This is a genomic window from Streptomyces sp. 184 (genome assembly GCF_045781775.1).
GTDB lineage: Bacteria > Actinomycetota > Actinomycetes > Streptomycetales > Streptomycetaceae > Streptomyces.
In genome coordinates this window covers 4,711,140-4,735,294 of record NZ_CP123230.1, presented here as the reverse complement: position 1 = coordinate 4,735,294, position 24,155 = coordinate 4,711,140, and the positions used below count along the sequence as shown (strand labels likewise).

General features: G+C 74.9%; 18 protein-coding genes and 1 pseudogene. 7 read left to right on the top strand and 12 right to left on the bottom strand.

The features are described 5' to 3' along the window. Positions 1-23: 23 nt before the first annotated feature. The gene (locus tag QBL21_RS19880) at positions 24-617 is read left to right on the top strand and encodes a TetR family transcriptional regulator (RefSeq protein ID WP_407563571.1); all 594 of its coding nucleotides are present in this window, start codon (positions 24-26) and stop codon (positions 615-617) included. A 46-nt stretch (positions 618-663) separates the two neighbouring features. Here the strand turns inward: QBL21_RS19880 and QBL21_RS19875 are convergent, their stop codons facing one another. Together QBL21_RS19875 and QBL21_RS19870 are read right to left on the bottom strand one after the other, a co-directional pair. After that, entirely contained in the window at positions 664-2,445 is a 1,782-nt protein-coding gene (locus QBL21_RS19875) for an ABC transporter ATP-binding protein (protein ID WP_407563570.1), read from the bottom strand. Continuing rightward, positions 2,442-4,294 (bottom strand): annotated as a pseudogene (locus tag QBL21_RS19870) (ABC transporter transmembrane domain-containing protein). The gene QBL21_RS19875 and the pseudogene QBL21_RS19870 overlap by 4 nt, the downstream one beginning before the upstream one ends. Positions 4,295-4,451: 157 nt before the next feature. Between QBL21_RS19870 and QBL21_RS19865 the strand changes: the two are divergent. Further along, positions 4,452-5,195 carry a L,D-transpeptidase family protein gene (locus QBL21_RS19865; protein ID WP_407563569.1) on the top strand — a complete coding sequence of 248 codons (744 nt, stop codon included), beginning with the start codon at positions 4,452-4,454 and terminating at the stop codon, positions 5,193-5,195. Between the two features lie 43 nt (positions 5,196-5,238). Here QBL21_RS19865 and QBL21_RS19860 read toward each other — a convergent pair whose 3' ends face one another. From QBL21_RS19860 to QBL21_RS19850, 3 genes are all read right to left on the bottom strand, one after another. Then, positions 5,239-6,687 carry a Gfo/Idh/MocA family protein gene (locus tag QBL21_RS19860; RefSeq protein WP_407563568.1) on the bottom strand — a complete coding sequence of 483 codons (1,449 nt, stop codon included), beginning with the start codon at positions 6,685-6,687 and terminating at the stop codon, positions 5,239-5,241. Positions 6,688-6,800: 113 nt separating this feature from the next. Further along, positions 6,801-9,761: an FAD-binding and (Fe-S)-binding domain-containing protein gene (locus tag QBL21_RS19855; protein WP_407563567.1), complete on the bottom strand. Its 2,961-nt coding sequence runs from the start codon at positions 9,759-9,761 to the stop codon at positions 6,801-6,803. 12 nt (positions 9,762-9,773) lie between these two features. Further along, positions 9,774-10,229 carry a MarR family winged helix-turn-helix transcriptional regulator gene (locus QBL21_RS19850; protein WP_407563566.1) on the bottom strand — a complete coding sequence of 152 codons (456 nt, stop codon included), beginning with the start codon at positions 10,227-10,229 and terminating at the stop codon, positions 9,774-9,776. Positions 10,230-10,317: 88 nt separating this feature from the next. Here QBL21_RS19850 and QBL21_RS19845 point away from each other — a divergent pair, with 88 nt between their 5' ends. Further along, positions 10,318-12,186: an ABC transporter ATP-binding protein gene (locus QBL21_RS19845; RefSeq protein ID WP_407563565.1), complete on the top strand. Its 1,869-nt coding sequence runs from the start codon at positions 10,318-10,320 to the stop codon at positions 12,184-12,186. 57 nt (positions 12,187-12,243) lie between these two features. Next, positions 12,244-12,759, top strand: a complete 516-nt coding sequence (locus QBL21_RS19840; RefSeq protein ID WP_407563564.1) for an O-acetyl-ADP-ribose deacetylase — start codon at positions 12,244-12,246, stop codon at positions 12,757-12,759. 274 nt (positions 12,760-13,033) lie between these two features. On the opposite strand, the gene QBL21_RS19835 is transcribed toward QBL21_RS19840, so the two are convergent. Together QBL21_RS19835 and QBL21_RS19830 are read right to left on the bottom strand one after the other, a co-directional pair. Continuing rightward, complete coding sequence (locus QBL21_RS19835) at positions 13,034-13,792, bottom strand: S1 family peptidase (protein ID WP_407563563.1); 759 nt, start codon at positions 13,790-13,792, stop codon at positions 13,034-13,036. A 258-nt stretch (positions 13,793-14,050) separates the two neighbouring features. After that, entirely contained in the window at positions 14,051-15,016 is a 966-nt protein-coding gene (locus tag QBL21_RS19830; RefSeq protein ID WP_407563562.1) for a helix-turn-helix domain-containing protein, read from the bottom strand. Between the two features lie 128 nt (positions 15,017-15,144). On the opposite strand from QBL21_RS19830, the gene QBL21_RS19825 reads away from it, so the two are divergent. Beyond that, positions 15,145-18,507, top strand: a complete 3,363-nt coding sequence (locus QBL21_RS19825) for a S8 family serine peptidase (RefSeq protein ID WP_407563561.1) — start codon at positions 15,145-15,147, stop codon at positions 18,505-18,507. 122 nt (positions 18,508-18,629) lie between these two features. Then, complete coding sequence (locus QBL21_RS19820) at positions 18,630-19,496, top strand: alpha/beta hydrolase (RefSeq protein WP_407563560.1); 867 nt, start codon at positions 18,630-18,632, stop codon at positions 19,494-19,496. Here the strand turns inward: QBL21_RS19820 and QBL21_RS19815 are convergent. Continuing rightward, on the bottom strand, positions 19,470-20,120 hold the full coding sequence (locus QBL21_RS19815; RefSeq protein ID WP_407563559.1) for a TetR family transcriptional regulator C-terminal domain-containing protein: 651 nt from the start codon (positions 20,118-20,120) through the stop codon (positions 19,470-19,472). The genes QBL21_RS19820 and QBL21_RS19815 overlap by 27 nt on opposite strands. Before the next feature lie 167 nt (positions 20,121-20,287). On the opposite strand from QBL21_RS19815, the gene QBL21_RS19810 reads away from it, so the two are divergent. Beyond that, positions 20,288-20,857 (top strand): hypothetical protein, encoded by a 570-nt coding sequence (locus tag QBL21_RS19810; RefSeq protein ID WP_407563558.1) that lies wholly within the window; start codon positions 20,288-20,290, stop codon positions 20,855-20,857. Between the two features lie 32 nt (positions 20,858-20,889). Here the strand turns inward: QBL21_RS19810 and QBL21_RS19805 are convergent, their stop codons facing one another. The 4 genes from QBL21_RS19805 to QBL21_RS19790 form a co-directional block, all read right to left on the bottom strand. Further along, positions 20,890-21,702, bottom strand: coding sequence for an APH(3') family aminoglycoside O-phosphotransferase (locus QBL21_RS19805; RefSeq protein ID WP_407566482.1), 813 nt, complete (start codon positions 21,700-21,702; stop codon positions 20,890-20,892). After that, positions 21,699-22,052 carry a VOC family protein gene (locus tag QBL21_RS19800; RefSeq protein WP_407563557.1) on the bottom strand — a complete coding sequence of 118 codons (354 nt, stop codon included), beginning with the start codon at positions 22,050-22,052 and terminating at the stop codon, positions 21,699-21,701. Before QBL21_RS19800 ends, QBL21_RS19805 begins: the two co-directional genes overlap by 4 nt. A gap of 64 nt (positions 22,053-22,116) precedes the next feature. Further along, positions 22,117-23,418, bottom strand: a complete 1,302-nt coding sequence (locus QBL21_RS19795; protein WP_407563556.1) for an exo-beta-N-acetylmuramidase NamZ domain-containing protein — start codon at positions 23,416-23,418, stop codon at positions 22,117-22,119. 96 nt (positions 23,419-23,514) lie between these two features. After that, complete coding sequence (locus QBL21_RS19790; protein WP_407563555.1) at positions 23,515-24,150, bottom strand: lactate utilization protein C; 636 nt, start codon at positions 24,148-24,150, stop codon at positions 23,515-23,517. Positions 24,151-24,155 lie beyond the last annotated feature (5 nt).

The window sequence follows — 24,155 nt, the reverse complement described above, 5'->3', positions numbered from 1 at the left end:
CCACGAGGACGGCGCTGAGCGAAGTGGCTCTCGAACTCGTCGTCGAACGTGGTTTCGGGCAGGTGCGGGTGGAGGAGATCGCGGCGGAAACCGGGGTCTCTCCGCGTACCTCCAGCAACTACTTCTCCAGCAAGGAGGAGGCGGTCGTCTCCCTGCTCACCGCGCGGGTGCAGGCGTTCCGCGGGGAGATCGCCGCGCACGCGTCCGACGAGCCCCTGTGGGACGTCATCAGCGAGTCGGTCGTCGCCCTCGTGCCACCGGAGGACGGGCTGGACCGGTGGCGCCAGTGGGTGCTGCTCATCAGGAGCACCCCCTCCCTGGAGGCCGAATACCTCCGGGCCGACGCCGCGCTGGAGCGTGAGCTGGTCACGGAGATCGCCGCCCGCACCGGCACGGACCCGCGCAGTGACCTCTTTCCCCGGCTGGCCGCCTGCGCGGCCGTCGGGGCGGTCCGTGCCGCGCTCCAGTTCTGGCTGGCCGGCGACGGGAGCGCGTCGTACCGCTCGCTGATCCAGCGAGCGAGGACATACCCGATGGACGCCATCGCGGACGCCCACCGGTCGGTGGAGACGGGCCACAGCCGCGGCAAGCGCGTCGTACGGATAGCCGGCGCCTGATCGGCGCGGAGCCCCCGGCGCGCAGCGGGGCGCGCCGGCGGAGCCGTCAGCCGTGCCAGGACCGCCACAGCGCGGCGTACGCGCCGTCCGCCGCCACCAGTTCGTCGTGGCTGCCCAGCTCGCTGATGCGGCCTTCCTCGACCACCGCGATCACGTCCGCGTCGTGCGCGGTGTGCAGCCGGTGGGCGATGGCCACGACCGTGCGCCCGTCCAGCACCTTGGCCAGCGAGCGTTCCAGGTGCCGCGCCGCCCGCGGGTCGAGCAGCGACGTCGCCTCGTCCAGCACCAGCGTGTGCGGGTCGGCGAGCACCAGCCGGGCCAGCGCGATCTGCTGCGCCTGCGCCGGGGTGAGCGCCGCGCCGCCCGAACCGACCTCCGTGTCCAGGCCGTCGTCCAGCGCCTGCGCCCACTCGCCCGCGTCTACCGCGCCCAGCGCCGCCCACAGCTCCGCGTCGCCCGCCTCGGTGCGCGCGAGGCGCAGGTTGTCGCGCAGCGAGCCGACGAACACGTGGTGCTCCTGGTTGACCAGCGCCACGTGCTCGCGCACCCGCTCCGCCGGCATCCGCGCCAGCTCCGCGCCGCCGAGCCGGATCTCGCCGCGCCGCGGCGAGTAGATCCCGGCCAGCAGCCGCCCCAGCGTCGACTTCCCCGCGCCCGAGGGACCGACCAGCGCCAGCCGGCTGCCCGGCCGGACCCGCAGCGAGACGCCGTGCAGCACGTCGGCCCCCTCGCGGTAGCCGAAGCGGACCTCGTCGGCGTGTACGTCCCGGCCGCCCGGCCGCACGGCCGCGTCGCCGGGCTCCTCCTCGATGTCCCGTACGCCCACCAGCCGGGCCAGCGACACCTGGGCCACCTGGAGCTCGTCGTACCAGCGCAGGATCATGCCCACCGGCTCGGTGAGCATCTGCGCCAGCAGCGCGCCCGTGGTCAGCTCGCCGACGCTCATCCAGCCCTGGAAGACGAACGCGCCGCCGATCAGCAGCACCGAGCCGAGGACGACGATGTGGGTGGCGTTGAAGACGGGGAAGAACATGCAGCGCAGGTAGAGCGTGTAACGCTCCCACGCCACCCACTCCTTGACCCGCCGGTCCGACAGCGAGACACGGCGCGCGCCCAGCCGGTGCGCCTCCACCGTCCGCCCGGCGTCCACCGTCTCGGCGAGCGCCGCGGCCACGGCGGCGTACCCCGCGGCCTCCGAGCGGTACGCGCTCGGCGCCCGCTTGAAGTACCAGCGGCACCCCGCCAGCAGCACCGGCGCCGCCAGCACCACCGCCACGGCCAGCGGCGGCGCCATCACCACCATGCCGCCCAGCACGAGACCGACCCACACCACCGCGATCGTCAACTGCGGCACGGCCTCGCGCATCGCGTTGGCCAGCCGGTCGATGTCGGTGGTGATACGGGACAGCAGATCGCCGGTCCCGGCCCGCTCCAGCACGCCCGGGGGCAGGCCCACGGACCGTACGAGGAAGTCCTCGCGCAGGTCCGCGAGCATCCGCTCGCCGAGCATCGCGCCGCGCAGCCGCACCAGCCGGATGAAGACCGCCTGGAGCGCCAGCGCGACCGAGAACAGCACCACCGCGCGCGTCAGATGAAGGTCCCGGGCCCCCGCCGACAGGTCCTCGACCAGGCCGCCGAGGAGGTACGGGCCGGCCATCGAGGCGATGACGGCGACCGCGTTCACCGCGATCAGCAGCAGGAACGCGGTCCGGTGCCGGCGCAGCAGCTCGGCCACGTAGCCGCGCACGGTCGCCGGCGCGCCCACCGGCAGGGTGGTCGCGGTGCGCGGTGCGGCCGGGTCGTACTCCGGCGGTCGCACGCCGATCATGCGGTCTCCTCCATCATCTGCGGTACGCCGCCCTCGTCGCGTACGGCTCCGGCTCCGGCACTCCTGCCATCGCCGTCCCGTACGCCGCCGGCCGCCTGCTCGTCGTCCGTCTCCCGGGTGACCACGGCGCGGTACGCGACGTCGCCGTGCAGCAGCTCGCGGTGCGGGCCCTCGGCCAGCACCGCCCCGTCCTGCACGAACACCACCGTGTCCGCCCGGTCCAGCAGCAGCGGACTGGAGGTGAACACCACCGTCGTACGGCCCGCGCGGATCTCCCGCAGGCTCTCGGCGATACGCGCCTCGGTGTGCGAGTCGACCGCCGAGGTCGGCTCGTCGAGCACCAGCACCTCCGGGTCGGTCACCAGCGACCGGGCCAGCGCCAGGCGCTGGCGCTGGCCGCCGGAGAGCGACCGGCCGCGCTCGGTGATCGGGGCGCCCATCGGCGCCCCGTCGCCGTCCGGCAGCCCGGCCGCCGCCTGCGCCAGCGCGGTCAGCACGTCGCCGCACTGGGCGGCGGCGAGCGCCGCGGCGGGCTTCACCGACCCGGACGCCGGTACGTCCAGCAGGTCGGCCAGCGTCCCGGACAGCAGCATCGGATCCTTGTCCTGCACCAGCACCGCCGCCCGCGCCCCGGCCAGCGGCACGTCGTCCAGCTCCACGCCGCCCAGCCGCACCGACGGCAGCTCGCCCGGCTCCGCCGGGTGCCCGCCGAGCCGGTCGGCGAGCCGCCCCGCGGCGTCCGGGTCGCCGCAGACCACGGCGGTCAGCCGCCCGGCGCCGGCGCGCAGCCCGGTCGCGGGGTCGTGCAACTCCCCGGCGAGCGCGCCGTGGTCGGTGCCGGTGCCGCCGGTGGTGGTACGGGCCAGCCCGAGCACGCGGGCGGCGCGCTTGGCGGACGGCCGGGAGAAGGAGTACGCCATCGCCACCTCGGCGAAGTGGTGCATCGGGAAGAGCAGGAACGTCACGGCCCCGTAGACGGTGACCAGTTCGCCGACGGTGATGGTCCCGCTGCGCGCGAGACCCACCCCGTGCCCGACGACGATCACCAGCAGCACCCCCGGCAGCGCCACCTGCACGGCGTGGATCAGCGCCCACATCCGCGCGCTGCGCACCGCCGCGGTCCGCACCTCCTGCGACGCCTCCCGGTAGCGGTCCAGGAACAGCTCCTCGCCGCCGATGCCGCGCAGCACCCGCAGCCCCGCCACGGTGTCCGCGGCCAGCTCGGTCGCCCGGCCGGCCTTGGCCCGCTGGTCGTCGGCGCGGCGGTGGCGTACGGCAGCAGGGGCAGCGGCGCCAGCGCCAGGACCGGCAGCGCGAGCGCGACGACGACGCCCAGCTCCGGCGCGTAGACGACCAGGCCCGCGGCGACGGCGAGCGCGGTGACCAGCGCGGCGGTGAACCGCGAGAACGACTCGACGAACCAGCCGATCTTCTCCACGTCGCCCGTGCTCACCGCGACGACCTCGCCGGCCGCCACCCGCCGGGTCAGCACCGAGCCCAGCTCGGCGGCCTTGCGGGCCAGCAACTGCTGCACCCGCGAGGCGGCGGTGATCCAGTTGGTGACCGCCGCGCGGTGCAGCATGCTGTCGCCGAGCGCGATGAGCGCGCCGAAGACGATCAGCAGCGTGCCGGCGACCGCCAGCCGCCCGCCGTCGCGGTCCACGACCGCCTGCACGGCCATGCCCACGGGCAGCGGCATCGCGCCGATGGGCAGCATCCACACCAGACCCCACAGCAGCGCGGAGACCTGGCCGCCGAGCTGCATGCGGCCGAGCCAGACGAGGAAGTGGCGGCCGGAGCGGACGTCGGGTTCCCCGGGGTCCGTATGCGGCAGGTCGCGGAGCTGCATGGCATCCCAAAGGGTCGTCTCGGGTGTGGGTGAGCCGTGCAAGGCTGGCGGTTTACGGGCGGGTTTTCAACCGGTTTTCCCCCGCGGCGTGCCATTGCGGCCACGGCCCGCGGGGCCGCCCGGCACACCGCGAGGGGCGGCGTGTGACCATGGGTCCATGCGTGCGTACGGGACGAGCGGGCGGCTGCCGCGCCGGACGGCCGCCGCGGTGGTGGGACTGCTTCTGCTGGCCGGCTGCGGCGGTTCCGGCGGCGGCAGCGACGGCAGCGGCAGCGACGGCGGCGACAGGGGCGGTGCGGGCGCGGAGCCCGCCACCCCGCCGGGCCGTATCCCCGGCGTCGGCGCCCGGTTGAACGGGAAGGTGCCCGAGGACTCCCGCCAGGCCGTCGCCGTCTACGGCAAGGGCCCCGACTCCGCCGACGCCACCGTCGTGCTCTACGAGAAGCACGGCAAGAACTGGCAGCGCCGGGAGAGCTGGCCCGCGCACAACGGCAAGAAGGGCTGGACCCCCGACCACCGCGAGGGCGACAAGCGCAGCCCCGTCGGGGTGTTCACGCTCTCGGACGCCGGCGGCGTGCTCGCCGACCCGGGCGCGAAGCTGCCGTACCTCCAGAGCCCCGCCTTCGCCGCACCCCACTACTGGCCGAAGACGCACTGGAACGACTTCGACCTCGTCATCGCCATCGACTACAACCGCGTGAAGGGCACGTCGCCGCTCGACCCCACCCGCCCGCGCGGGCAGGACAAAGGCGGCTCGATCTGGTTCCACATGGACCACGGCAGCGGCACGTCCGGCTGCGTCAGCATCTCCAAGGCCGGGATGACGGAGCTGCTGCGCACGCTGGATCCGCGGAAGGACCCGGTCGCCGTGATGGGCGACCGGGCCTCCCTGGCCGGCTAGGGGCGCGGGCGCGCGGCGGCGCGCCGCGCCGGCCGGCCGGCGCTCACGCCTCGTCGGGCTTCTCCGAGTCCACGCCGGAGCGCTCGTCCTTCCACCCGCCGCGGGTGAAGTCCGGGATCTGCTGGGGCCGGCCGCCCGCCTTGATCGACTGGTGGCTGAGCGGCACGGGCGCGGTCCAGACGGCGGCGTCGTAGACGTCGAAGTCCGGGACCAGGCCCAGGCGCATGCACTGCATCAGCCGGAAGATCATGATGTAGTCCATGCCGCCGTGGCCGCCGGGCGGGTTGGAGTGCTCCTTCCACAGCCAGTGGTCGTACTCCGCGAACTCCCCGAAGTCGTGCCACTGGTCGTCCGTGTGCATCGGCTCCAGGTAGATGCGCGGCTCGTAGTCCTCGAAGACGCCCCTGGTGCCGCCCAGGGAGTTGATCCGGCTGTACGGGTGCGGGGTCGAGACGTCGTGCTCCAGCCGGATCACCCGGCCCCTGGCGGTCTGCACCATGCTGAAGGTGCGGTCGCTGCCGATGTACGTCTCCTTCCAGCTCGGGTCGCCGGCAGGCACGCGCTCCTCGCGGTACTCGGCCAGGCCCAGCGCCGGGGTGCCGAAGCTGGCGATGTGCGTGACGCGGTCACCGCGGTTGACGTCCATGTAGTTGGCCGCCGGGCCGAAGCCGTGGTTCGGGTAGAGGTCGCCGAGCAGGCGGGTGTGCCACAGCCGGCGCCAGGGGCCCTCGTAGTAGTCGGGGTCGAACATCAGCCCGCGCAGGTCGTGGTTGTACGCGCCGGCGGCGTGCAGCAGGTCGCCGAAGAGCCCGGCGTGCGCCATGCGCAGCACCCGCATCTCGTTGCGGCCGTACGCGCAGTTCTCCAACTGCATGCAGTGCCGGCGGGTGCGCTCGGAGAGGTCGACCAGCTCCCACAGCTCGTCCACGCGCATCGCGACGGGGCACTCGACGCCGACGTGCTTGCCGTTCTTCATGGCCGACTTGGCCATCTCGAAGTGCCAGTCCCAGGGGGTGGCGACGTAGACGAAGTCGATGTCGTTGCGGGCGCAGAGCTGCTCGAAGTCGTGGTCGCCCTTGGTGTACGTGGCGGGCGCCGGCTGCCCGGCCTCGGTGACCTTCTTCGCGGCCCGCTCGACCTTGTCCCTGACCGGGTCGCAGAGCGCGGTCACCTGCACGCCGGGCTGGGCGAGGAACAGGTCGATCATGCTGCCGCCGCGGTTGCCGAGGCCCACGATCCCGACCCGTACGGTGCCGTGGCTCCCGAACGGCACGCCGATCATCGTCCTGCCGCGCCGCGGCGGTGCGGCCGGTGCGGCTTCCGCCGTGGCGCCGGACCCTGCCGCCCCGGTGTCTGCCGCCTGGGCCTGGGAGGCGCCGAAGGCGCCCAGGCCGAGCCCTGCTCCGGCGATCCCCGCCGAGCGCAGGACCGAGCGGCGGGAGTAGCCGTCGTCAAAATCGCCGGGTTTCGGGGTGGCGTTCTCCTCGCGCATGCGTCCTCCGGGTGGTGTGCTGACGGTTCGCCGCCACCCTCGCGGGGCCTGGGCGCGCCGACAAGAGGTCTGCACCACTGAGGCGTTGGACTTACCGCCCGGGCCGGATGGACTTATCCGCGGCGCCCCGGCACGCCCGCCGGCCTGGTGGCACGCTCCAGCTCCAGCAGCACGGAGCGGTACGAGCGCCCGGTCGCCCGGTCCATGCCGATCTCGCACATCCGGTTCGCCGACAGGTGCGCGTCGTAGTCGCGGGCGGTGACCTCCGCGGCCTCGCGTGCGGTCGCGGAGGCGGTCAGCTCCTTGTGCAGCATGCCGCGGTCGCCGGCGAAGGCGCAGCAGCCCGCGTCGTCCGGCACGACGACCTCCTCCGCGACGGCCTCGGCCAGCGCGGTGAGCCGGCCGGTGTTGCCCAGATGGCGCATGGAGCAGGTGGGGTGGACCACGGCGGAGGGCGTCCGGCGCTCGATCGTCAGGTGGGGGAGCAGTTCGTCGGCGGCCCAGTCGAGCGAGTCCAGCACGGTGAGCTGCGCGTGCAGCTTGCGGCTCGCCTCCGTCAGATACGGCACCACCTCGTGCGCGAGGCCCAGCGTGCAGGACGAGGCGTCGACGACGACCGGCAGCCGCGCGCCGTCGGTCCACCGCCAGGCGGCCTCGACGATCCGGTTGGCCATCAGCCGGGCGCCGTCGTCGTAGCCCTTGGAGTGCCAGATGGTGGAGCAGCAGGTGCCGATGACGTCGTCCGGGATCCACACCGGCCGCCCGGCGCGGGCCGCGACGGCGACGACGGCCTCCGCCAGACCCGGGCCGTGCGCGTCGCCGGGGCCGCCGAAGATGCGGTTGACGCACGCCGGGAAGTAGACGGCGGCGGCGCCCTCGCGGCGGGTGCCGGGCAGCTTCCGCGCGGCCGGCCCGGGGATCTCCGGCAGCCACTCGGGTACGAGGTCGGGGCGCACCGCCCGGCGCGCCAGCCGGGTCGCGGCGCCCGGCACCCGGTCGCCGAGCCGGTGCGCCACGGCGACGGCCAGCCTCGCGGCGCGCTCGACCCGGCGGAAGCGGCGGGCGGTGCCGGCGGCGGCGCGCTCCTCGCGGGCGGAGTGCCGCGCGTGCCGGAAGTCCTTCATCATCTGCCCGGTGTCGATGCCGACGGGGCAGTCCAGGCTGCACGTCGAGTCGCCGGCGCAGGTGTCGACGGCGTCGTACCCGTACGCCTGGAGCAGGCCGCGGGTGACCGGCGCGTCCGGCAGCTGGCGCAGCATCTCCCGGCGCAGCACGATGCGCTGGCGCGGGGTGGTGGTCAGGTCGCGGCTGGGGCAGGTGGGCTCGCAGAAGCCGCACTCGATGCACGGGTCGGCGATGTCCTCGATCCGCGGGATGGTCTTCAGCCCGCGCAGGTGCGCCCTGGGGTCGCGGTCGAGCAGCACGCGCGGGGCGAGGATGCCGCGCGGGTCGACCAGTTCCTTGATCCGCCACATCAGCTCCGTGGCCCGCTCGCCCCACTCCAGGGCCAGGAACGGGGCGATGTTGCGGCCGGTGGCGTGCTCGGCCTTCAGCGAGCCGTCGAAGCGCTCGACGGTCAGCCGGCAGAAGTCGTCCATGAAGGCCGCGTAGCGCTCGACGTCGGCGGGCTCGGCGGCGTCGAAGGCGAGCAGGAAGTGCAGGTTGCCGTGGGCGGCGTGGCCGGCGACGGCGGCGTCGAAGCCGTGCTCCGCCTGGAGTCCGAGCAGCGCCTCGCAGGCTTCGGCGAGCCGGGTGGGCGGCACGGCGAAGTCCTCGGTGATGAGCGTCGTACCCGCCGGGCGGGAGCCGCCGACGGCGGTGACGAACGCCTTGCGCGCCTTCCAGTAGCCGCCGATACGGCCCGGGTCGCGGGTGAAGGCGTTGCCGCCGGCGGCGACCGACTCGACCGGCGCCACGAGGTCGAGACCCGCGAGCACCCCGGCCGCCGCCGCCTCGTACGCCTCCCGCGCCGCCTCGTCCGGCGCCCGGAACTCCACCAGCAGCGCCGCCGTCTCCTTCGGCAGCTCCGCCCAGTCGGCGGGCACCCCGGCGACGCTGACCGAGGCGCGCAGCGTGTTGCCGTCCATCAGCTCCACGGCCAGCGCCCCGGCGGCGTTGAACGCCGGCACGGCGGCGGCGGCCGCCTGGAGGGTGGGGAAGAACAGCAGGGCGGTGGAGGTGTGCCGGTCCAGCGGCAGGGTGTCGAAGACGGTGTCGGCGATGAAGCCGAGCGTGCCCTCGGAGCCCACCATCAGCCCGCGCATGATCTCCACGGGGGTGGCGCCGTCGAGGAAGGCGTCCAGCCGGTAGCCGTTGGTGTTCTTGATCTCGTACTTGGCGCGGATCCGGGCCGTCAGCTCCGCGTCCGCCTCGATCTCCGCCTTGAGCGCGAGCAGCCCGCGGCACAGCTCCGGCTCGGCCGCGGCCAGCCGCTGGTCGGCGTCGGGCGCGGCGGTGTCCACGACGGTGCCGGAGGGCAGCACGAAGGTCAGGGACGCGAGCGTGCGGTACGAGTTGCGGGTGGTGCCGGCCGTCATGCCCGAGGCGTTGTTGGCGACGACGCCGCCGAGGGTGCAGGCGATGGCGCTGGCCGGGTCGGGGCCGAGGACGCGGCCGTGCCGGGCGAGGGTGGCGTTGGCCCGTACGACGGTGGTGCCCGGGCCGACGCGGGCGCGCGCCGCGCCGTCGTCGAGCACCTCGACGCCCGCCCAGTGCCTGCGCACGTCGACGAGGATGTCCTCGCCCTGGGCCTGGCCGTTCAGCGAGGTGCCGGCCGCCCGGAAGACGAGCTGGCGTCCGCGCTCGTGGGCGAACCGGAAGAGGGCCGAGACGTCCGCCACCGTCTCGGCGACCGCCACGGCCCGCGGCACGAACCGGTACGGGCTGGCGTCCGAGGCGTAGCGCACCAGGTCCGAGGCGCCCGTCAGCACCTTCTCCGCGCCCAGCAGCGCCGTCAGCTCGCCGCGCAGCGGCTCCGGCGTGCCCCCGGCGAGGTCGTCGGCGACCCGGTCCGGCGCGGGCGCCGCCCCGCGGCCGGGGCGCAGGGCCGAGGGCTTGGGCTGGAGCAGCGGCATGGAACGGACTCCTCAGCAGGCGTGGCCGTGCGTGTCGACCAGGGGGGCGATCAGCCCCAGCAGTTTTTCACGCTGCTTTTCGGTCAACGGCTCCAGCACGTCCGCGGCTGCTGCCAGGCGCGCCCGGTGCACCTCGGCGAGCGCCGCGTGGCCCGCCTCGGTGGTCTCGATGCGGATCACCCGCCGGTTGGCCGGGTCGGGCACGCGCCGGACCAGGCCGCTCGCCTCCAGCGCGTCCACGTGGGTGGTGACCGCGCGGGGCACGACGCCGAGGTGCTCGGCGAGGTCGGCCATCCGGGGCGGGTCCTCGTGGCGCTCCAGGGTGCGCAGCAGCCGGGACTGGGCGGGTGTGATGCCCAGCGGCTTGAAGTGCTGCTTCTGCGCGTAGTGGATCCGGCGGGTGAGCAGCAGGAGCTGTTCCGCCAACTGGCCGGTCACGTCTGCGGGGGGCGGGGGCGACTGGGACACGCCACGAGCGTATCAGGAGGTTATTCATTGTGCATATAGGTAACAATGAGCTACCCTCCCATAAGTCGTACGCGTCCCTAGGAGGCCCATGCCGCACGACCCGCTCGACGGGTGGACACCCCCGCCCTCCGATCCGGAGCAGCCTGCCCAGGTGCGCCGGATCGTCGCCCTCTTCCGCCCGTACCGCGGCCGCCTCGCCGTGGTAGGGCTGCTGGTGGCCGCGTCCTCGCTGGTCTCGGTCGCCTCGCCGTTCCTGCTCCGCGAAGTCGTCGACACCGCCCTGCCGCAGGGCCGCACCGGCCTGCTCAGCCTGCTCGCGCTCGGCATGGTCGGCGTCGCCGTGCTCGGCGGCGTCTTCGGCGTCCTCCAGACCCTCATCTCCACCACCGTCGGCCAGCGCGTCATGCACGATCTGCGCACCGCCGTCTACGCCCAGCTCCAGCGCATGCCGCTGGCGTTCTTCACCCGCACCCGCACCGGCGAGGTGCAGTCCCGCATCGCCAACGACATCGGCGGCATGCAGGCCACCGTCACCACCACCGCCACCTCGCTGGTCTCCAACCTCACCAGCGTCATCGCCACCGTCGTCGCCATGCTCGCGCTCGACTGGCGGCTGACCGTCGTCTCGCTGCTGCTGCTGCCGCTCTTCGTCTGGATCGCCCGCCGCGTGGGCCGCGAGCGCAAGAAGATCACCTCGCAGCGGCAGAAGCAGATGGCCGCCATGGCCGCCGGCGTGACCGAGTCGCTGTCGGTCAGCGGCATCATGCTCGGCCGCACCATGGGCCGCTCCGACAGCCTCACCCGCGGCTTCGCCGACGAGTCCGAGAGCCTGGTGGACCTGGAGGTACGGGCCAACATGGCGGGCCGCTGGCGGATGGCCGTCATCGGCGTCGTGATGGCCGCCATGCCGGCCGTCATCTACTGGACCGCGGGCCTGGCCTCCACCACCGCAGGGCAGGGCGTGTCCATCGGTACCGTCGTCGCCTTCGTCTCCCTCCAGCAGGGGCTCTTCCGGCCCACCGTCAGCCTGCTCGCCACCGGCGTGCAGATGCAGACCTCGCTGGCCCTCTTCCAGCGCATCTTCGAATACCTCGACCTGCCCGTCGACATCGCCGAGCCCGAGCGCCCGGTGCGGCTCGCGAAGCCCCGCGGCGACGTGCGCTTCGAGAACGTCCACTTCGCGTACGAGCCCGGGCAGCCGGCGCTGCGCGAGGTCGCGCTCACCGTGCCCGCGGGCAGCAGCCTCGCCATCGTCGGGCCCACCGGCGCCGGCAAGTCCACGCTCGGCTACCTGGTGCCGCGGCTGTACGACGTCACCGGCGGCCGGGTCACCATCGACGGCACCGACGTGCGCGACCTCGACTTCGACTCGCTCGCCCGCGCGGTCGGCGTCGTCGCCCAGGAGACGTACCTCTTCCACGCCTCCGTCGGCGACAACCTGCGCTTCGCCCGCCCGGACGCCACCGACGCCGAGATCGAGGCCGCCGCCCGCGCCGCGCAGATCCACGACCACATCGCCGCCCTGCCCGACGGCTACGACACCCTCGTCGGCGAGCGCGGCTACCGCTTCTCCGGCGGCGAGAAGCAGCGCCTGGCCCTCGCCCGCACGATCCTGCGCGACCCGCCGGTGCTCATCCTCGACGAGGCCACCAGCGCCCTGGACACCCGCACCGAGCGCGCGGTGCAGGAGGCGGTCGACGCGCTCGCCGAGGGCCGTACGACGATCACCATCGCGCACCGGCTGTCCACGATCCGCGACGCCGACCAGATCGCGGTCCTGCACGACGGCGGGATCGCCGAACTCGGCACGCACGAGGAGCTGATGGCCGCCGGCGGCCGGTACGCGGCGCTGGTACGCCGGGACCTCGACGCCGACGCCGACGCCCGCATCGATGCCGATACCGACGCCGCTCCGGCCCCGGGCGAGACCGCCAAGGGCGCGTCGGTGCCGGTCTGACATGCCGTACGGGGCGGTCGCCCGGCGCCGGCCCCGTGCCCGTACTACGGTGGCGGCATGGGTGTGCTCACGGCCGTGCGCGGCGACATCACCGAACAGCGGGTCGACGCGGTGGTCAACGCCGCCAACTCCTCGCTGCTGGGCGGCGGGGGCGTCGACGGCGCCATCCACCGCAGGGGCGGCAAGAGCATCGTCAAGGAGTGCCGCGAACTGCGCGCCTCCACCTACCCTGACGGCCTGCCCGCCGGCCGCGCGGTGGCCACCACCGCCGGGCTGCTGCCCGCCCGCTGGGTGATCCACACGGTCGGCCCGGTGTGGTCGCCCGCCGAGGATTTCTCGGCCCAACTGGCCTCCTGCTACCGCGAGTCGCTGGCCGTCGCCCGCGAGCTGGGTGCCCGCACGGTCGCGTTCCCCGCCGTGTCCACCGGCGCGTACGGCTGGCCGTTGGACGACGGGGCCCGGATCGCGGTGGCCGCCGTCCAGGAGGCCGTCGACAAGCGGGACTTCGACGAGGTGCGGTTCGTCCTCTTCGACACGGCGGCCCACGAGGCGTTCACGCGGCAACTCGGCTGACGGACTCAGCCCTCCCGCTGCTCCCGCAGCAGCCGCCGGACCTCCTCCAGGGTCTCCCTGCCGACGGCCTGGGCGACGACCTCGGCCACGCCCCGGCCCGTCCGCCAGCAGGCTGACGGCCGCCGGCGCGCGCTGCGCCGGCATCGCGCAGACGCCCCCGGGCGACGGGAGACGACCGTCGCGCGGGGGCGCGGGATGCGGATCGGCGGGTGTGCGTGCGAGGCGGTGCGGTCGTGCGGTGTGCGGTCGTACGGGTGCGCGTCGGTCGGCGGGGTTAGCGGACGCCGCCGATGATCGCGTCGATCCGCGACTTCACGGACGTCACGTCGCCGTAGATCGCGGGGGAGACGGCGCAGGTGCCGGCCGTGCCGCGGCTCGTGGCGCCGACGAGCCGCCAGTCGCCCGGTCCGCCGACGACCGCCGGGCCGCCGGAGTCGCCGTAGCACGCGCCCCGGCCGCCGCCGCCGTTGACGCACAGCTCGTACGCGCCCTGGATGCCGCCGCAGGAGGAGTCGGCGAGGACCGTGGTGTCGAGCTGCCGCAGCCCCACCGGCGGGGCGCCGCAGCCGCGGGTCGGACAGGTCTGGCCCCAGCCGATCAGCCGGGTCGCCGAGCCGGGCGGCGCGGAGGCGGCGATCGGGACGGGCGTCTTCGTGGACGGGGTGGCGAGCCGCAGGAGGGTCATGTCGGCCGCGAGCTGGCGGCGTTCGACGACCCGGCGGACCTCGCCGCCCGAGGTGCGGTTCGTGGTGCCGATCCGCACCTGGTACGGCGTGCCGCAGTGCGCGGCGGTGACGACCCAGCTCGGGTCGACCAGGCTGCCGCCGCAGGTGTGGCTGCCGGAGGAGCTTTGCAGGGACGCCATGAAGGAGTACGTCTCGGAGGCCGGCTGGCCGCCGACGATCTGCGTCGTCGGCGGGGGTGTGGGCTCGGTGCCCCCGGCGGCCACGGCCGCGCCCGACATCGACAGAACGGCCGCGACGGCGGTCGTTAACCCGCCGAGCCGCATTATGGTGCGGATACGTCTGTTCATTCGCGTTTTCCTCCCATGGGGACTTCGGTGCGTTCATGCCGAAGGGGATCGCCAGATCGTAAACAGGGATCCCGTGACACGTAAACAGTGCACCGGGGTTCCGCAGGAATTCACGCGCCCCGAAACAGCCGCGCTGAGCTGGCAGTTCGTCTTTCGGAAACAATCGGAATCGCGGTTCCGGGTAGAAATCGCTTACATAACGCGGCGTTATGGCCATCGAATAATGGAAGGGTGCGACGGCCGTGGGGATTGCGCCCTTCAGGCGTGCGGCACGGGGTCCGGAAGCCAGCCGCGGCGCTGCGCCAGGATTCCCGCCTGGAAGCGGGTGCGGGCGCCGAGTTCGTCCAGCAGCTCCGCCACCCGCCGGGTGACCGTGCGCGGGCTGACCCCCAACTGCCGGGCGATCGCCTCGTCCTTCACCCCCGCCGCGAGCAGCGTCAGCAGCCCCAGGTCCGAGCACGACGGCCGGTCCGGCACCGGCTGCGGCAGCAGCGGCGCGGCCTGCTGCCACAGCAGCTCGAAGAGGCTGACGAGCGCGTCGAGCAGCGCGCACGGGTGGATCACCAGCGCGCTGTCCACCTGGTCGTCGAGCGCGATCGGCAGCAGCGCGACCGAGCGGTCCGCGACCGCCAGCTTCATCGGCACCTGCGGATGGACCCGCGAAAGCTCGCCGTTGGCCGCCGCCCGCCGCGCCGCCGCCAGGGCGCCGGGGTACTCCAGCGACTCCGGGGCGTAGATGCCGCGCACCGCCACCTGCTCGTGCAGCCGCGCCGTCACGCCCTCCTCCGAGGGCGTCGCGTCGGCGGCGTACGGCGGCCGGTCGAAGACCAGCAGCTCCCGCTCGCACCCGCGGACGAGCTGGGCGAAGCGCTCCGCGATGGCCTGCCGGCCGATGAGGATCTCCAGCAGCTCGTCGGGCTGCCGGCCCGCGCTCAGCGTCGCCGCCAACGTCCGTGCGTTGCGCTGGAGTTCGCCCAGCTCCCGGCGGCGGCGCGCCACGAGCAGGTCGACGGCGGTGTCCGGGCGGGTGGCCAGCAGCCGCACCGGGCGTCCGGGCAGCCGGCTGACGAGGCCCACCTCCTCCAGCTCCGTCACGCTGCGCCGGGTGGCGCGCTCGGAGCGGCCCAGCTCCCCGGAGAGCTGGGCGACGGTACGGCCGGGCGCCGCCAGCAGCGCGCGGTAGACGGACTCTGCGTACGGCGGTATCCCCAGGGCCTCAAGCATCCCGCCATCGTGGCTACTTGTAGACGTGGCGACAAGACGCCACGAAGATTCGTTCCGCGGCGCAGGTCGCCCGGGGTAAGACCTGGATCATGTCCTCCCGACGGCTCCATCCGCACTACCGCGCTGCCGTGACAGCCCTCCTCCTCGGCGGGCTGACCCTCCCGGCCCTGTCGGCCACGCCGGCCGCGGCCGGCCCCCTGCCCCTCGCCGCGCCGCCCGCGGGCGCCGCCGGTGCCCCCGCCTCCGCCACGGTCACCCTCATCACCGGCGACGAGGTCACCCTCGACGACCCGGCCGCCGCCCCGGCGGACGGCCCGCCCGCCGTCTCCGTCACACCGCGGCCCGGCTCCGAGGGGACCCGCTCCTTCACCACCCTGCGCGACGGCGACGACGTCTACGTCGTCCCCGACGACGCCGCCGGGCTCGTGCCCGAGGTGCTCGACCTCGAACTCTTCAACGTCACCGGCCTGGTCGAGATGGGCTACGACGACGCCTCCACCGGCGCGCTGCCGCTGATCGTGCAGGGCCCCCGCCCGCTGGCCGCCACCGGTGCGGCGGCCCGCGCCGACGCCCTGCGGCTGCCGAGCATCGACGCCGTCGCCGTCGACCTGCCCAAGAAGACCGCCGACGACTTCGCCGCGACGCTCGCCCGCCCGGCCGGTCCCGCCGCCGCCGGGGTACGCCGGGTGTGGCTGGACCGCAGCCTTCAGGCCGCCGAACTCGACGGCAACCTCGGCCAGATCGGCGCCCCCGAGGTGTGGGACGCCGGGCTCGGCGGCACCGGCGTGGACGTCGCCGTGCTCGACTCCGGCATCGACGCCGACCACCCCGACCTGCGCGGCAAGGTCGCCGGCGCCGCCGACTTCACCGGCGAGGGCACGACCGAGGACCGCAACGGCCACGGCACCCACGTCGCCTCGCTCGTCGCGGGCAGCGGCGCCGCGTCCGGCGGCGCCCGCAAGGGCGTCGCCTACGACGCCCGGCTGCTGTCCGGCCGGGTGCTGGACGGGGAGGGCCAGGGCCGGGCGTCGTGGGTCATCGCCGGCATGCAGTGGGCCACCGAGCAGGGCGCCGACGTCGTCAACCTCAGCCTCGGCGGCACCGCGCCCGAGTACCCCGAGAACGACCCCGTCGTCCGCGCGCTCGACACCCTGGCCGCCGACACCGGCACCCTCTTCGTCGTCGCCGCGGGCAACTCCGGCCCGTACTCCGGCACCATCGGCACCCCCGGCGTCGCGGAGAGCGCGCTGACCGTGGGGGCCGCGGGCCCCGCGGGCAACACGCCCCGGTTCTCCAGCGTCGGGCCGACGAACGGCACGTTCCGCGCCAAACCCGACCTGATCGCCCCCGGCATCGACATCACCGGCGCCCGCGCGGGCGGCGGCACCGCCGACCCGTACACGCAGATGAGCGGCACCTCGCAGGCCACCCCGCACGTCGCCGGCGCCGCCGCGCTGCTGCTCCAGAAGCACCCCGACTGGGACTGGCGGCGGCTGAAGACCGCGCTTGTGACCACCGCGGACGGCGATGCCGCCGAACCCCGGCCGCACTCGGCCGGCGCCGGCGTCCTCGACCTGCCCGGCGCCGCCGGCGAGACGCTGCAACTCAGCCGCGGCAACGTCGACTTCGGCTACCTGCGCTACCCCGACGGCGACCGCCCGGCGTCCGTCGAGCTGACCCTGACCAACCACGGCACCGAGCCGCGCACCCCGTCCCTCACCGACCTCGCCACCGAGCGCGCCGGCGCGCCCCTCGCGGACGGCGCCGTCACCGTCGCCCCCGCCGCGGTGACCGTCGCGCCCGGCGCCACCGAGCGGGTGACGGTCACGCTGACGCCCGAGGGCGTCGCGCCCGGCGTGTACTCCGGCGCCGTCGTCCTCACCGAGAGCGGGCACGACACCGTCACCCTGCCGCTCAGCTTCTACCTCGAACCGCCCCGCCACGACGTGGACCTGACGGTCCTCGACCGGCGCGGCGAGCCCTGGGCGGGCGGCAGCTTCTGGCTGCTCAACACGGCGGAGACGTACCCGGAGACCGGCGGCGGCTTCCGCACCGTCCACCTCGACGAGAACGGCCGCGCCACCGCCCGCATGCTGCCGGGGCCGCTGACGATGATGGCCAAGGTCGAGACGCCCGCCGCGGACGGCGAGCCCGCCACCGTCGCCTTCGCCGGCTCGCCCGAGGTCGTGGTCGACGCCGACATGTCGTACACCATCGACGCCCGCAAGGCGCTGCCGCTGCGCCCCGCGACCGTCGAGGGCGCCGACACGAGGGTGCGGCACGCCTCCGTCCACTACGCCCGCCGCGACGCCGCCGGCACCGGCGGCATGGACGAGGGGATCTACGCCACGGGCGAGGAGATCGAGCAGGGCCGGGTCTTCCTCCAGCCGACCGCGCCGGTACGGCACGGCACCGCGGCGTTCGCGACCCGCTGGCGCCTGGAGGCCGACGGCAGGCCGCACGGCCGGCAGGCCGACGTCTACGAGCTGCTGCTCGGCCGCGGCAAGACGATCCCCGATCCGCCGCGCTACCGCGTCACCCGCGCCGAGGCACGCAAGCTGGCGCGCGTCGAGGCCGACTACCGCTCGCTGCTCGGCCGCGAGGACACGTACACCGAGACCCGCGAGGCGCGCAGCGCGGGCATCGACACGGCCATCGTCTTCGAGTACCCGCTCGCGGTGCCGCAGCGCCGCGTCGAAATGGTCACCGCGCGCCCGGACACCGCGTGGCGCCACTGCGTGGTCGGCCCCGAGGCGGCCCGGGCGCGCCTGTGTGCGCCCACGCTGCCGTACGAGCCGGGGGAGAGCGCCGATCCGGTCTGGTTCGGCGCCCCGGCCCCGGCGGTCATCGCCGGTCTGCACTACGGCGACCAGCTCGACCTGCCGATGTCGCTGAGCGACGGCGAACACCAGGGCTCGGTGTGGAACGCGCCGGTCACCGGGAACGAGAGCCTGCGGCTCTTCCGCGACGGCACCGAGATCCCGGCCCGCCCCGGCACCAGCTACTTCCCCGTCACGCCCGAGCCCGCCACGTACCGGCTGGAGCACACCTCCCGCCCCGACCGGGACGCGCTGCCGATCGGCCGCGAGACGCGCACGAGCTGGACCTTCCCCGCGCGCGGCCCGTCGGACCCGGCGGTGGGGCAGGAGCGGGTGCGGCTGCTGGGCGTCGACTACGCGCCCCGCACCGACCGCGACGGCGGCGTGCCCGCGCACCGGCCGCTCACGGTCGGGCTGCGGCTGACCTCCACCGCGGGCCCGGAGGACGCCATCAGGACCGAGCGCGGCAGCGTGCGGTTCTGGGCGTCCACCGACGGCGGCAAGCGCTGGCACGCGGCGCTGGTGGTCCCCGGGCGCGGAGGTGAGCTGACCGCGCTGGTGCCGGGGGTGTGGCCGCGCCCGGGCCAGGAGGTGTCCGTACGGGTACGGGGTACGGCGGCGGAGGGCCGGGCGATCGAGCAGACGATCCTCGACGCCTACCGCGCCGGCTGAGGCGCCGCGCCGGCCCCGGTGGTCCGCCGGGGCCGGCGCACGTACGTACCCCTCCGATCCGGCGATGGCAGGCCGTCTGCCGCCCACCAAAATTGAGCGAACGATCGTGCTATCTTCTGTCCATGAAGCCAGTCGTCACCGCGTTCCTCGGCAAGGTCCTCAACGCCACCGCCGCCGCCCTCCCGGGCCTCGCGGGCCGCGGCGCCCTCGTCCTCTACCGCTACCCGCGCGCCGACCGCTCCTTCGCGGACGCCGAACGCCGGCTGCTCGCGGGCGCGTTCACCGGCAGCCTCACGGTGGCCGGCAAGAACGTGGTCACGTACTGCTGGGGCGACGGCGAGCGGCCCGTGCTGCTCGTGCACGGCTGGCGCTCGCGCGCCGCGCACTTCGCGCCGTACATCGCCGCGCTGCGCGCCGCCGGCTACACGCCCGTCGCCTTCGACGCCCCCGCCCACGGCGCCTCCGAGGGGCGCCGCACGACCGTGCTGGACTACCGCGAGATCATCGCGCGGCTGTACGAGGAGCACGGCAGGTTCGAGGCCGTCGTCGCGCACTCCCTCGGCGGCTCCGCCGCCTTCCTCGCGCTGCGCGGCGCCGCCGAGGCGGACCGGCTGGTGGTCATCTCCGGCGTCGCCGACTTCGACCACGTCGTCGACGTGTTCTGCGCCGGTCTCGGCCTCGGGCCCCGGGTGAAGACCGCGCTGCGGCGGCGCATCGAGATCGACATGTTCCCCGGCGAGCACGACCTGTGGCGGCGCTTCGACGTCACGTACCGGCCGGCCGAGGTCACGCTGCCGATCCTGCTCGTCCACGACGAGAAGGACCGCATGGTCGCCGCCGCGCAGGCGGACAAGACCGCGGCGGCCTACGCCGGCCAGGTCCGCCGGCACCGCACCAGCGGCCTCGGCCACCGGCGCATCCTGGCGGACCCGGACGTGGTGCGCACCGCGCTGGACTTCGTCTCAGCGAGGGAGCGCGTCGGGGACTGAGTCCGGCTCCGCGGCCACCGCGCGCAGCCGCGCCACGACCGCGTCCGCGGCCAGGTCGTACGCGTCCTGCGAGCCGTGCAGCAGCGACAGCAGGTTGGCGTGCTCCAGCAGCGCGATCAGCTCGAACGCGAGCCGGCCGGGGCCGGTGTCCGGCCGCAGCTCGCCGGCGGCCCGGGCCTCCTCGACCGTCCGCTCCACGTACGCCGCCCACTCGCGGTGCGCCGCCGCGACCGCGTCGTGCACGGGGCCGCTGCGGGAGGCGAACTCCGCCGCCGCGCCGTAGAAGAAGCAGCCGCCGGGGAAGACGCGCTCGCGCGAGTAGCGCAGCCAGTGGGAGCAGAGCGACAGCAGCTTGCCGACCCCCGGCGGCTGCTCCTGCGCGGGTACGACCACGGTCTTGGCGAACACCGCGCCCGCCGCCCGTACCGTCGCGAGCTGCAACTCCTCCTTGGAGCCGAAGAGCGCGAAGACCCCGCTCTTGCTCAGCCCCAGCTCGCCCGCGATCCGGCCCAGCGACAACCCCTCCAGGCCCTCCACCGAGGCGATGTCCATCGTCCGCCGCAGCACGAGCCGGCGCGTCTGGTTGCCGCGCTCGACCCGCCCGTCCACCCGCGTACCGGCCACCCTGCTCGCCTCCTTTGCGTGTCCGCCAGTCTACTGACCAGCGCCGTCCCCGCCCCCGCCGGAGACCGGCGGCTCGGGGCGCCCGGGCCGGCGCCGTTGTCGGCGGCGGGCGGCACACTGGTCGGTATGGGTGACACGCGGACCGCGATCGAGGAGCTGACGGGGCTGTGGTTCTCCACCTGCGCCGGGGACGGGCCGATACGCACGCGCGCGGACGCACTTCGCGCGGGCGGATGCCGCGGGGGGCGCGCGTCATCGCCGCAGGCGCCGTCTTAGCCGGGCTGCTGCTGGTCAGCGGGGTGTGGGCGGTGCTGGGGGACGACGAGCGAAGCCCGGGGGTGCCGGTGCCGGGCGCCGACCTGGTGCACTTCGAGTCCGGCCACGGCTACGCGCCGGTGCGTACGGTGCTGCGCTCGCGCGCGGACGTCGCCGCCTTCGCGGAGCGGTTCCCGGCGGACGGGCTGGCCGGGCGGGACTTCGGGGCCGAGGCGCTGGTCGCCTTCGCCTGGAGCACCGGCTGCACGAGCGCGGGCTCGGCCGACCTGCGCACCTCCCGGGAGCAGGGCCTGTTCGCGGTGGCCGCCGACACCACGTCGTACCGGAAGTGTGCGCGGCCCTGGGACGCCCTCGCCGTCTTCGCGGTGCCGCGGGAATGGGCGCCGCGGGACGTCGAGCTGCGGGGAGCGGCGCCGGATCCGCCCGGGCCCGGATCCACCGGACCGGCGGACCGGCCGTGACGGTGCGTCGGACGGGCGGACGGGCGGAGGGATCAGAAGAACTCGTCCAGCAGGGTGTAGAACTCCATCCGTGCCGGGTCGGCGGGGACGCCGCCCCCGCCGGCCGCGCCGTACGCGCGCAGGAACAGTTCCGCCGCCGCCGGTCCGTGCTGCGGGTTCAGCTCCTTGTCCTCCAGGCTGCGGACGGCCAGGGCGAGGTCCAGGTGCCGGTCGGCGACGCCGAGGCGGCCCAGGTCGATGACGCCCGAGACCTCCAGCGTCTCCGGGTCGACCAGCACGTTCGGCGCGCACAGGTCGCCGTGGCAGACGACGGGATCCTCGACCGCGGGGCGGGTGCGCTCCAGCTCGGCGAAGAGGCCGGCGGCGCTCTGCCCGGCCCGGTCGTCGTCGAAGTCCTCCTCGTCGACGAGCCCGGCGGCGACCGCCGCGCCCGCCAGCGGCACCGTCACCGACAGGTCCCGGACGAACGGGCAGCCGTCCGCGGGCAGTTCGTGCAGCCGGCGGGCGAAGCGGGCCATCGCCTCCACGGCTCCGGCCCGCAGCTCCACCGGCCACGGCTCGGCGAGCGACCACCCCGGCCGCGCCTCGGTCACCAGCCACGTCATCCCGTCCGCCGCCCCGGCGTCGACCACCTCGGGCGCGGGCAGCCCCTGCGCGCGCAGCCAGCGGGCGCACGCCGCCTCGTGCCGCAGATCGGCCCCGGGCTCGGGATGCCCGTCCGCCGCCGCGGTCTTCACGAACAGCTCGCCGGGCCCGCTGAGCCGCCACACGCCCGCCCCCGACATGCCGTCGGTCACCGGCCGCCAGTCGTACGCTCCGTAGCGCGCCCGCAGTCCGGCTGTCAGCGCTCCTCCTCGAAGACGCAGAACTCGTTGCCCTCGGGGTCGGCCATGACGTGCCAGGAGATCTCGTCGTCGCGCCGGCGGACCAGCGAAGCGCCCAGCGCCTCCAGCTCCGCCGGGACACCCCAGACGTCGAGGTGCATCCGGTTCTTGACAGTCTTCTCCTCCGCGACGGGGTTGATCCAGATGAGCGGGCCGCGCCCGGCCGGGTCGTGGATGGGCACCGGCCACGCGGCCGGCCGCGGCTCGCCGCGGTCCTCCCGGCGCGCGTAGCCCAGGGCGGTGCACCACCAGTCGGCGAGCGCCTGGTGGTCCCGGGCGTCCAGCGCAAGATCCTTGAAGCGTGCGGACATACGGGCGATCCTAACCCCGCCCGCCTGCCCTCCGGGGCCCGCCGGGCGCGGGCCCCGGGCGCCGTCAGCGGTAGAGCAGGTAGCGCCGGCGGCGGCGGGTGAAGGCGGCCAGTTCGTCCTTCCAGGCGCCCACGACCTCGGTCACGTCGAGGCCCTCGTCGATCATCGTGCGCATCCGGGTCGAGCCCGACAGCTTGTCGATCCAGAACGGCCGCTGCGGGTCCCAACTGTCCTGCCGCCAGGCGAACTCCGGGTAGCGCGCGGCCTCGACGATCATCGCCACCGCCGCCGTCACCGGCTCGTAGCGCCGCCGGTCGGCGACGTGCACCTGCACGCCCGCGCACGTCTCGCCCACGTGCTTGCCGAACGTCGGGACGAAGTACGCCTCGCGGAACTCCACCCCCGCCAGCCCGCGCGCGTTGAGCCGGTCGCTGTAGCGGTAGTCCAGGTACGGCGCGCCGATCCACTCGAACGGGCGCGTGGTGCCGCGGCCCTCGGAGAGGTTGGTGCCCTCGAAGAAGCAGGTGCCCGCGTACGCCAGCGCCGTGTCGGCCGTCGGCATGTTCGGGGACGGCGGCACCCAGGGCAGGTCGCCGTCCTGCGCGTACGACTCGGGATCCCAGCCCCGTACCCGTACGACCTCCAGCTCCGCCCGGCCGCCGGCGCCCTCGTCGGGCAGCAGCTCGCCGTTGAAGTAGCGGGCCAGTTCGCCGACCGTCATGCCGTGCTGCTGCACGATGGGCTTCAGGCCCACGCCCGAGGTGAAGCCGGGGGTCATCATCGCGCCGTCGGCGCGGCGGCCGATCGGGTTGGGCCGGTCGAGGACGACGAAGGCGGCGCCGGTGTCGCGGGCGGCGACCATCGCGTGGTACATCGTCCAGATGTAGGTGTAGAAGCGCGCGCCGACGTCCTGGATGTCGAAGACGATCGTGTCCGCGCCGGCCTTGGTGAACAGCTCGGCCATCTTCGCGGCGTTCGCGCCGTACGCGTCGTAGACCGTCAGGCCCGTGCGCGGGTCGATGGTCTCCGGCTCGGCCTCCCCGGCCTGCGCGCTGCCGCGGAAGCCGTGTTCCGGGCCGAAGACGCCGGCGATGTCGAGGGTGCCGGAGGCGTGCATGGAGTCGACGACGTGGCGGGTGTCGCGCAGGACGCCGGTCGGGTTGCTGACGATGCCCAGGCGGCGGCCGCGCAGCGTGGACCAGTCCTGCGCGGCGGCGGCGTCGGCGCCGGTCAGCACCCGGCCGGGCCGGCCGCCGGTGCGGGCGTGCGCGGTGCCCGGCGCGGCGCCGGCGAGGAGGGGGACGGCGACGCCGGCGGCGGTGCCGGTCAGGAGCGTACGGCGGGACGGTGCGGAAGGTCTCGGCATGGCGCAGAAGCTAACCGACGCCGGGGGAGGGGAACAGGGGCGCGGCCGGTTGCCAGTGGTGTACAACTCTGGTGGTGCGAGGCAACCGAAGGGGTGTCAGGCCGTGACGAGCACGACCTCCAGCGTCCGCGGCCCGTGCACGCCCTCCACCCGGTCCAGTTCGATGTCGCTGGTCGCCGAGGGGCCCGAGATCCACGTCAGCGGCCGGGCCGGGTCCAGCCGCTCCATCGCCTGCGGCAGCGAGTCGACGACCTGCTCCGGGACCCGTACCACGCACACGTGGTGGTCCGGGATCAGCGTGATCCGCCGCCGGCCCTGCCCGGGCCCGGCGTCCAGCACGATCGTGCCGGTCTCCGCGACGGCCAGCGCGCATCCGGTCAGCACGCCGTCGACCGCGTCCAGGTCCCGGGCCGTGCTCGCGGCCCGGTCGGGGACGAGGGTGGCGCCGACCGCGGCGGTCCACGCGGGCGGCAGCCCGTCCGGTACGAGCAGGGTCCGCGTGCCGCGCCCGGCGAAGAGCCGGCCCAGCAGCTCCGGCAGCCCGGCCGCGTCCGTACGGTGCACGAGGGCGCGGTAGTCGGCGAGGTTCTCCGCGAGCAGGTCCGCGGATTCGGCGGGGGAGCGGTCGCCGTGGACGCGCAGGTAGTCGCGCGGCACCGCCGGCTCCGGTGCGCCCGCGGCGTCGCGGGTGGCGGCCCGTACCCGCGCGAGGATCGTCTCCCGGCTGCTCACGGCGT

Coding starts and splice junctions, on each gene's coding strand:
- QBL21_RS19875 (WP_407563570.1), bottom strand. CDS start 2,445: ATGATCGGCGTGCGACCGCCGGAGTACGACCCGGCCGCACCGCGCACC.
- QBL21_RS19865 (WP_407563569.1), top strand. CDS start 4,452: ATGCGTGCGTACGGGACGAGCGGGCGGCTGCCGCGCCGGACGGCCGCC.
- QBL21_RS19860 (WP_407563568.1), bottom strand. CDS start 6,687: ATGCGCGAGGAGAACGCCACCCCGAAACCCGGCGATTTTGACGACGGC.
- QBL21_RS19855 (WP_407563567.1), bottom strand. CDS start 9,761: ATGCCGCTGCTCCAGCCCAAGCCCTCGGCCCTGCGCCCCGGCCGCGGG.
- QBL21_RS19845 (WP_407563565.1), top strand. CDS start 10,318: ATGCCGCACGACCCGCTCGACGGGTGGACACCCCCGCCCTCCGATCCG.
- QBL21_RS19840 (WP_407563564.1), top strand. CDS start 12,244: ATGGGTGTGCTCACGGCCGTGCGCGGCGACATCACCGAACAGCGGGTC.
- QBL21_RS19835 (WP_407563563.1), bottom strand. CDS start 13,792: ATGAACAGACGTATCCGCACCATAATGCGGCTCGGCGGGTTAACGACC.
- QBL21_RS19830 (WP_407563562.1), bottom strand. CDS start 15,016: ATGCTTGAGGCCCTGGGGATACCGCCGTACGCAGAGTCCGTCTACCGC.
- QBL21_RS19820 (WP_407563560.1), top strand. CDS start 18,630: ATGAAGCCAGTCGTCACCGCGTTCCTCGGCAAGGTCCTCAACGCCACC.
- QBL21_RS19800 (WP_407563557.1), bottom strand. CDS start 22,052: ATGTCCGCACGCTTCAAGGATCTTGCGCTGGACGCCCGGGACCACCAG.
- QBL21_RS19795 (WP_407563556.1), bottom strand. CDS start 23,418: ATGCCGAGACCTTCCGCACCGTCCCGCCGTACGCTCCTGACCGGCACC.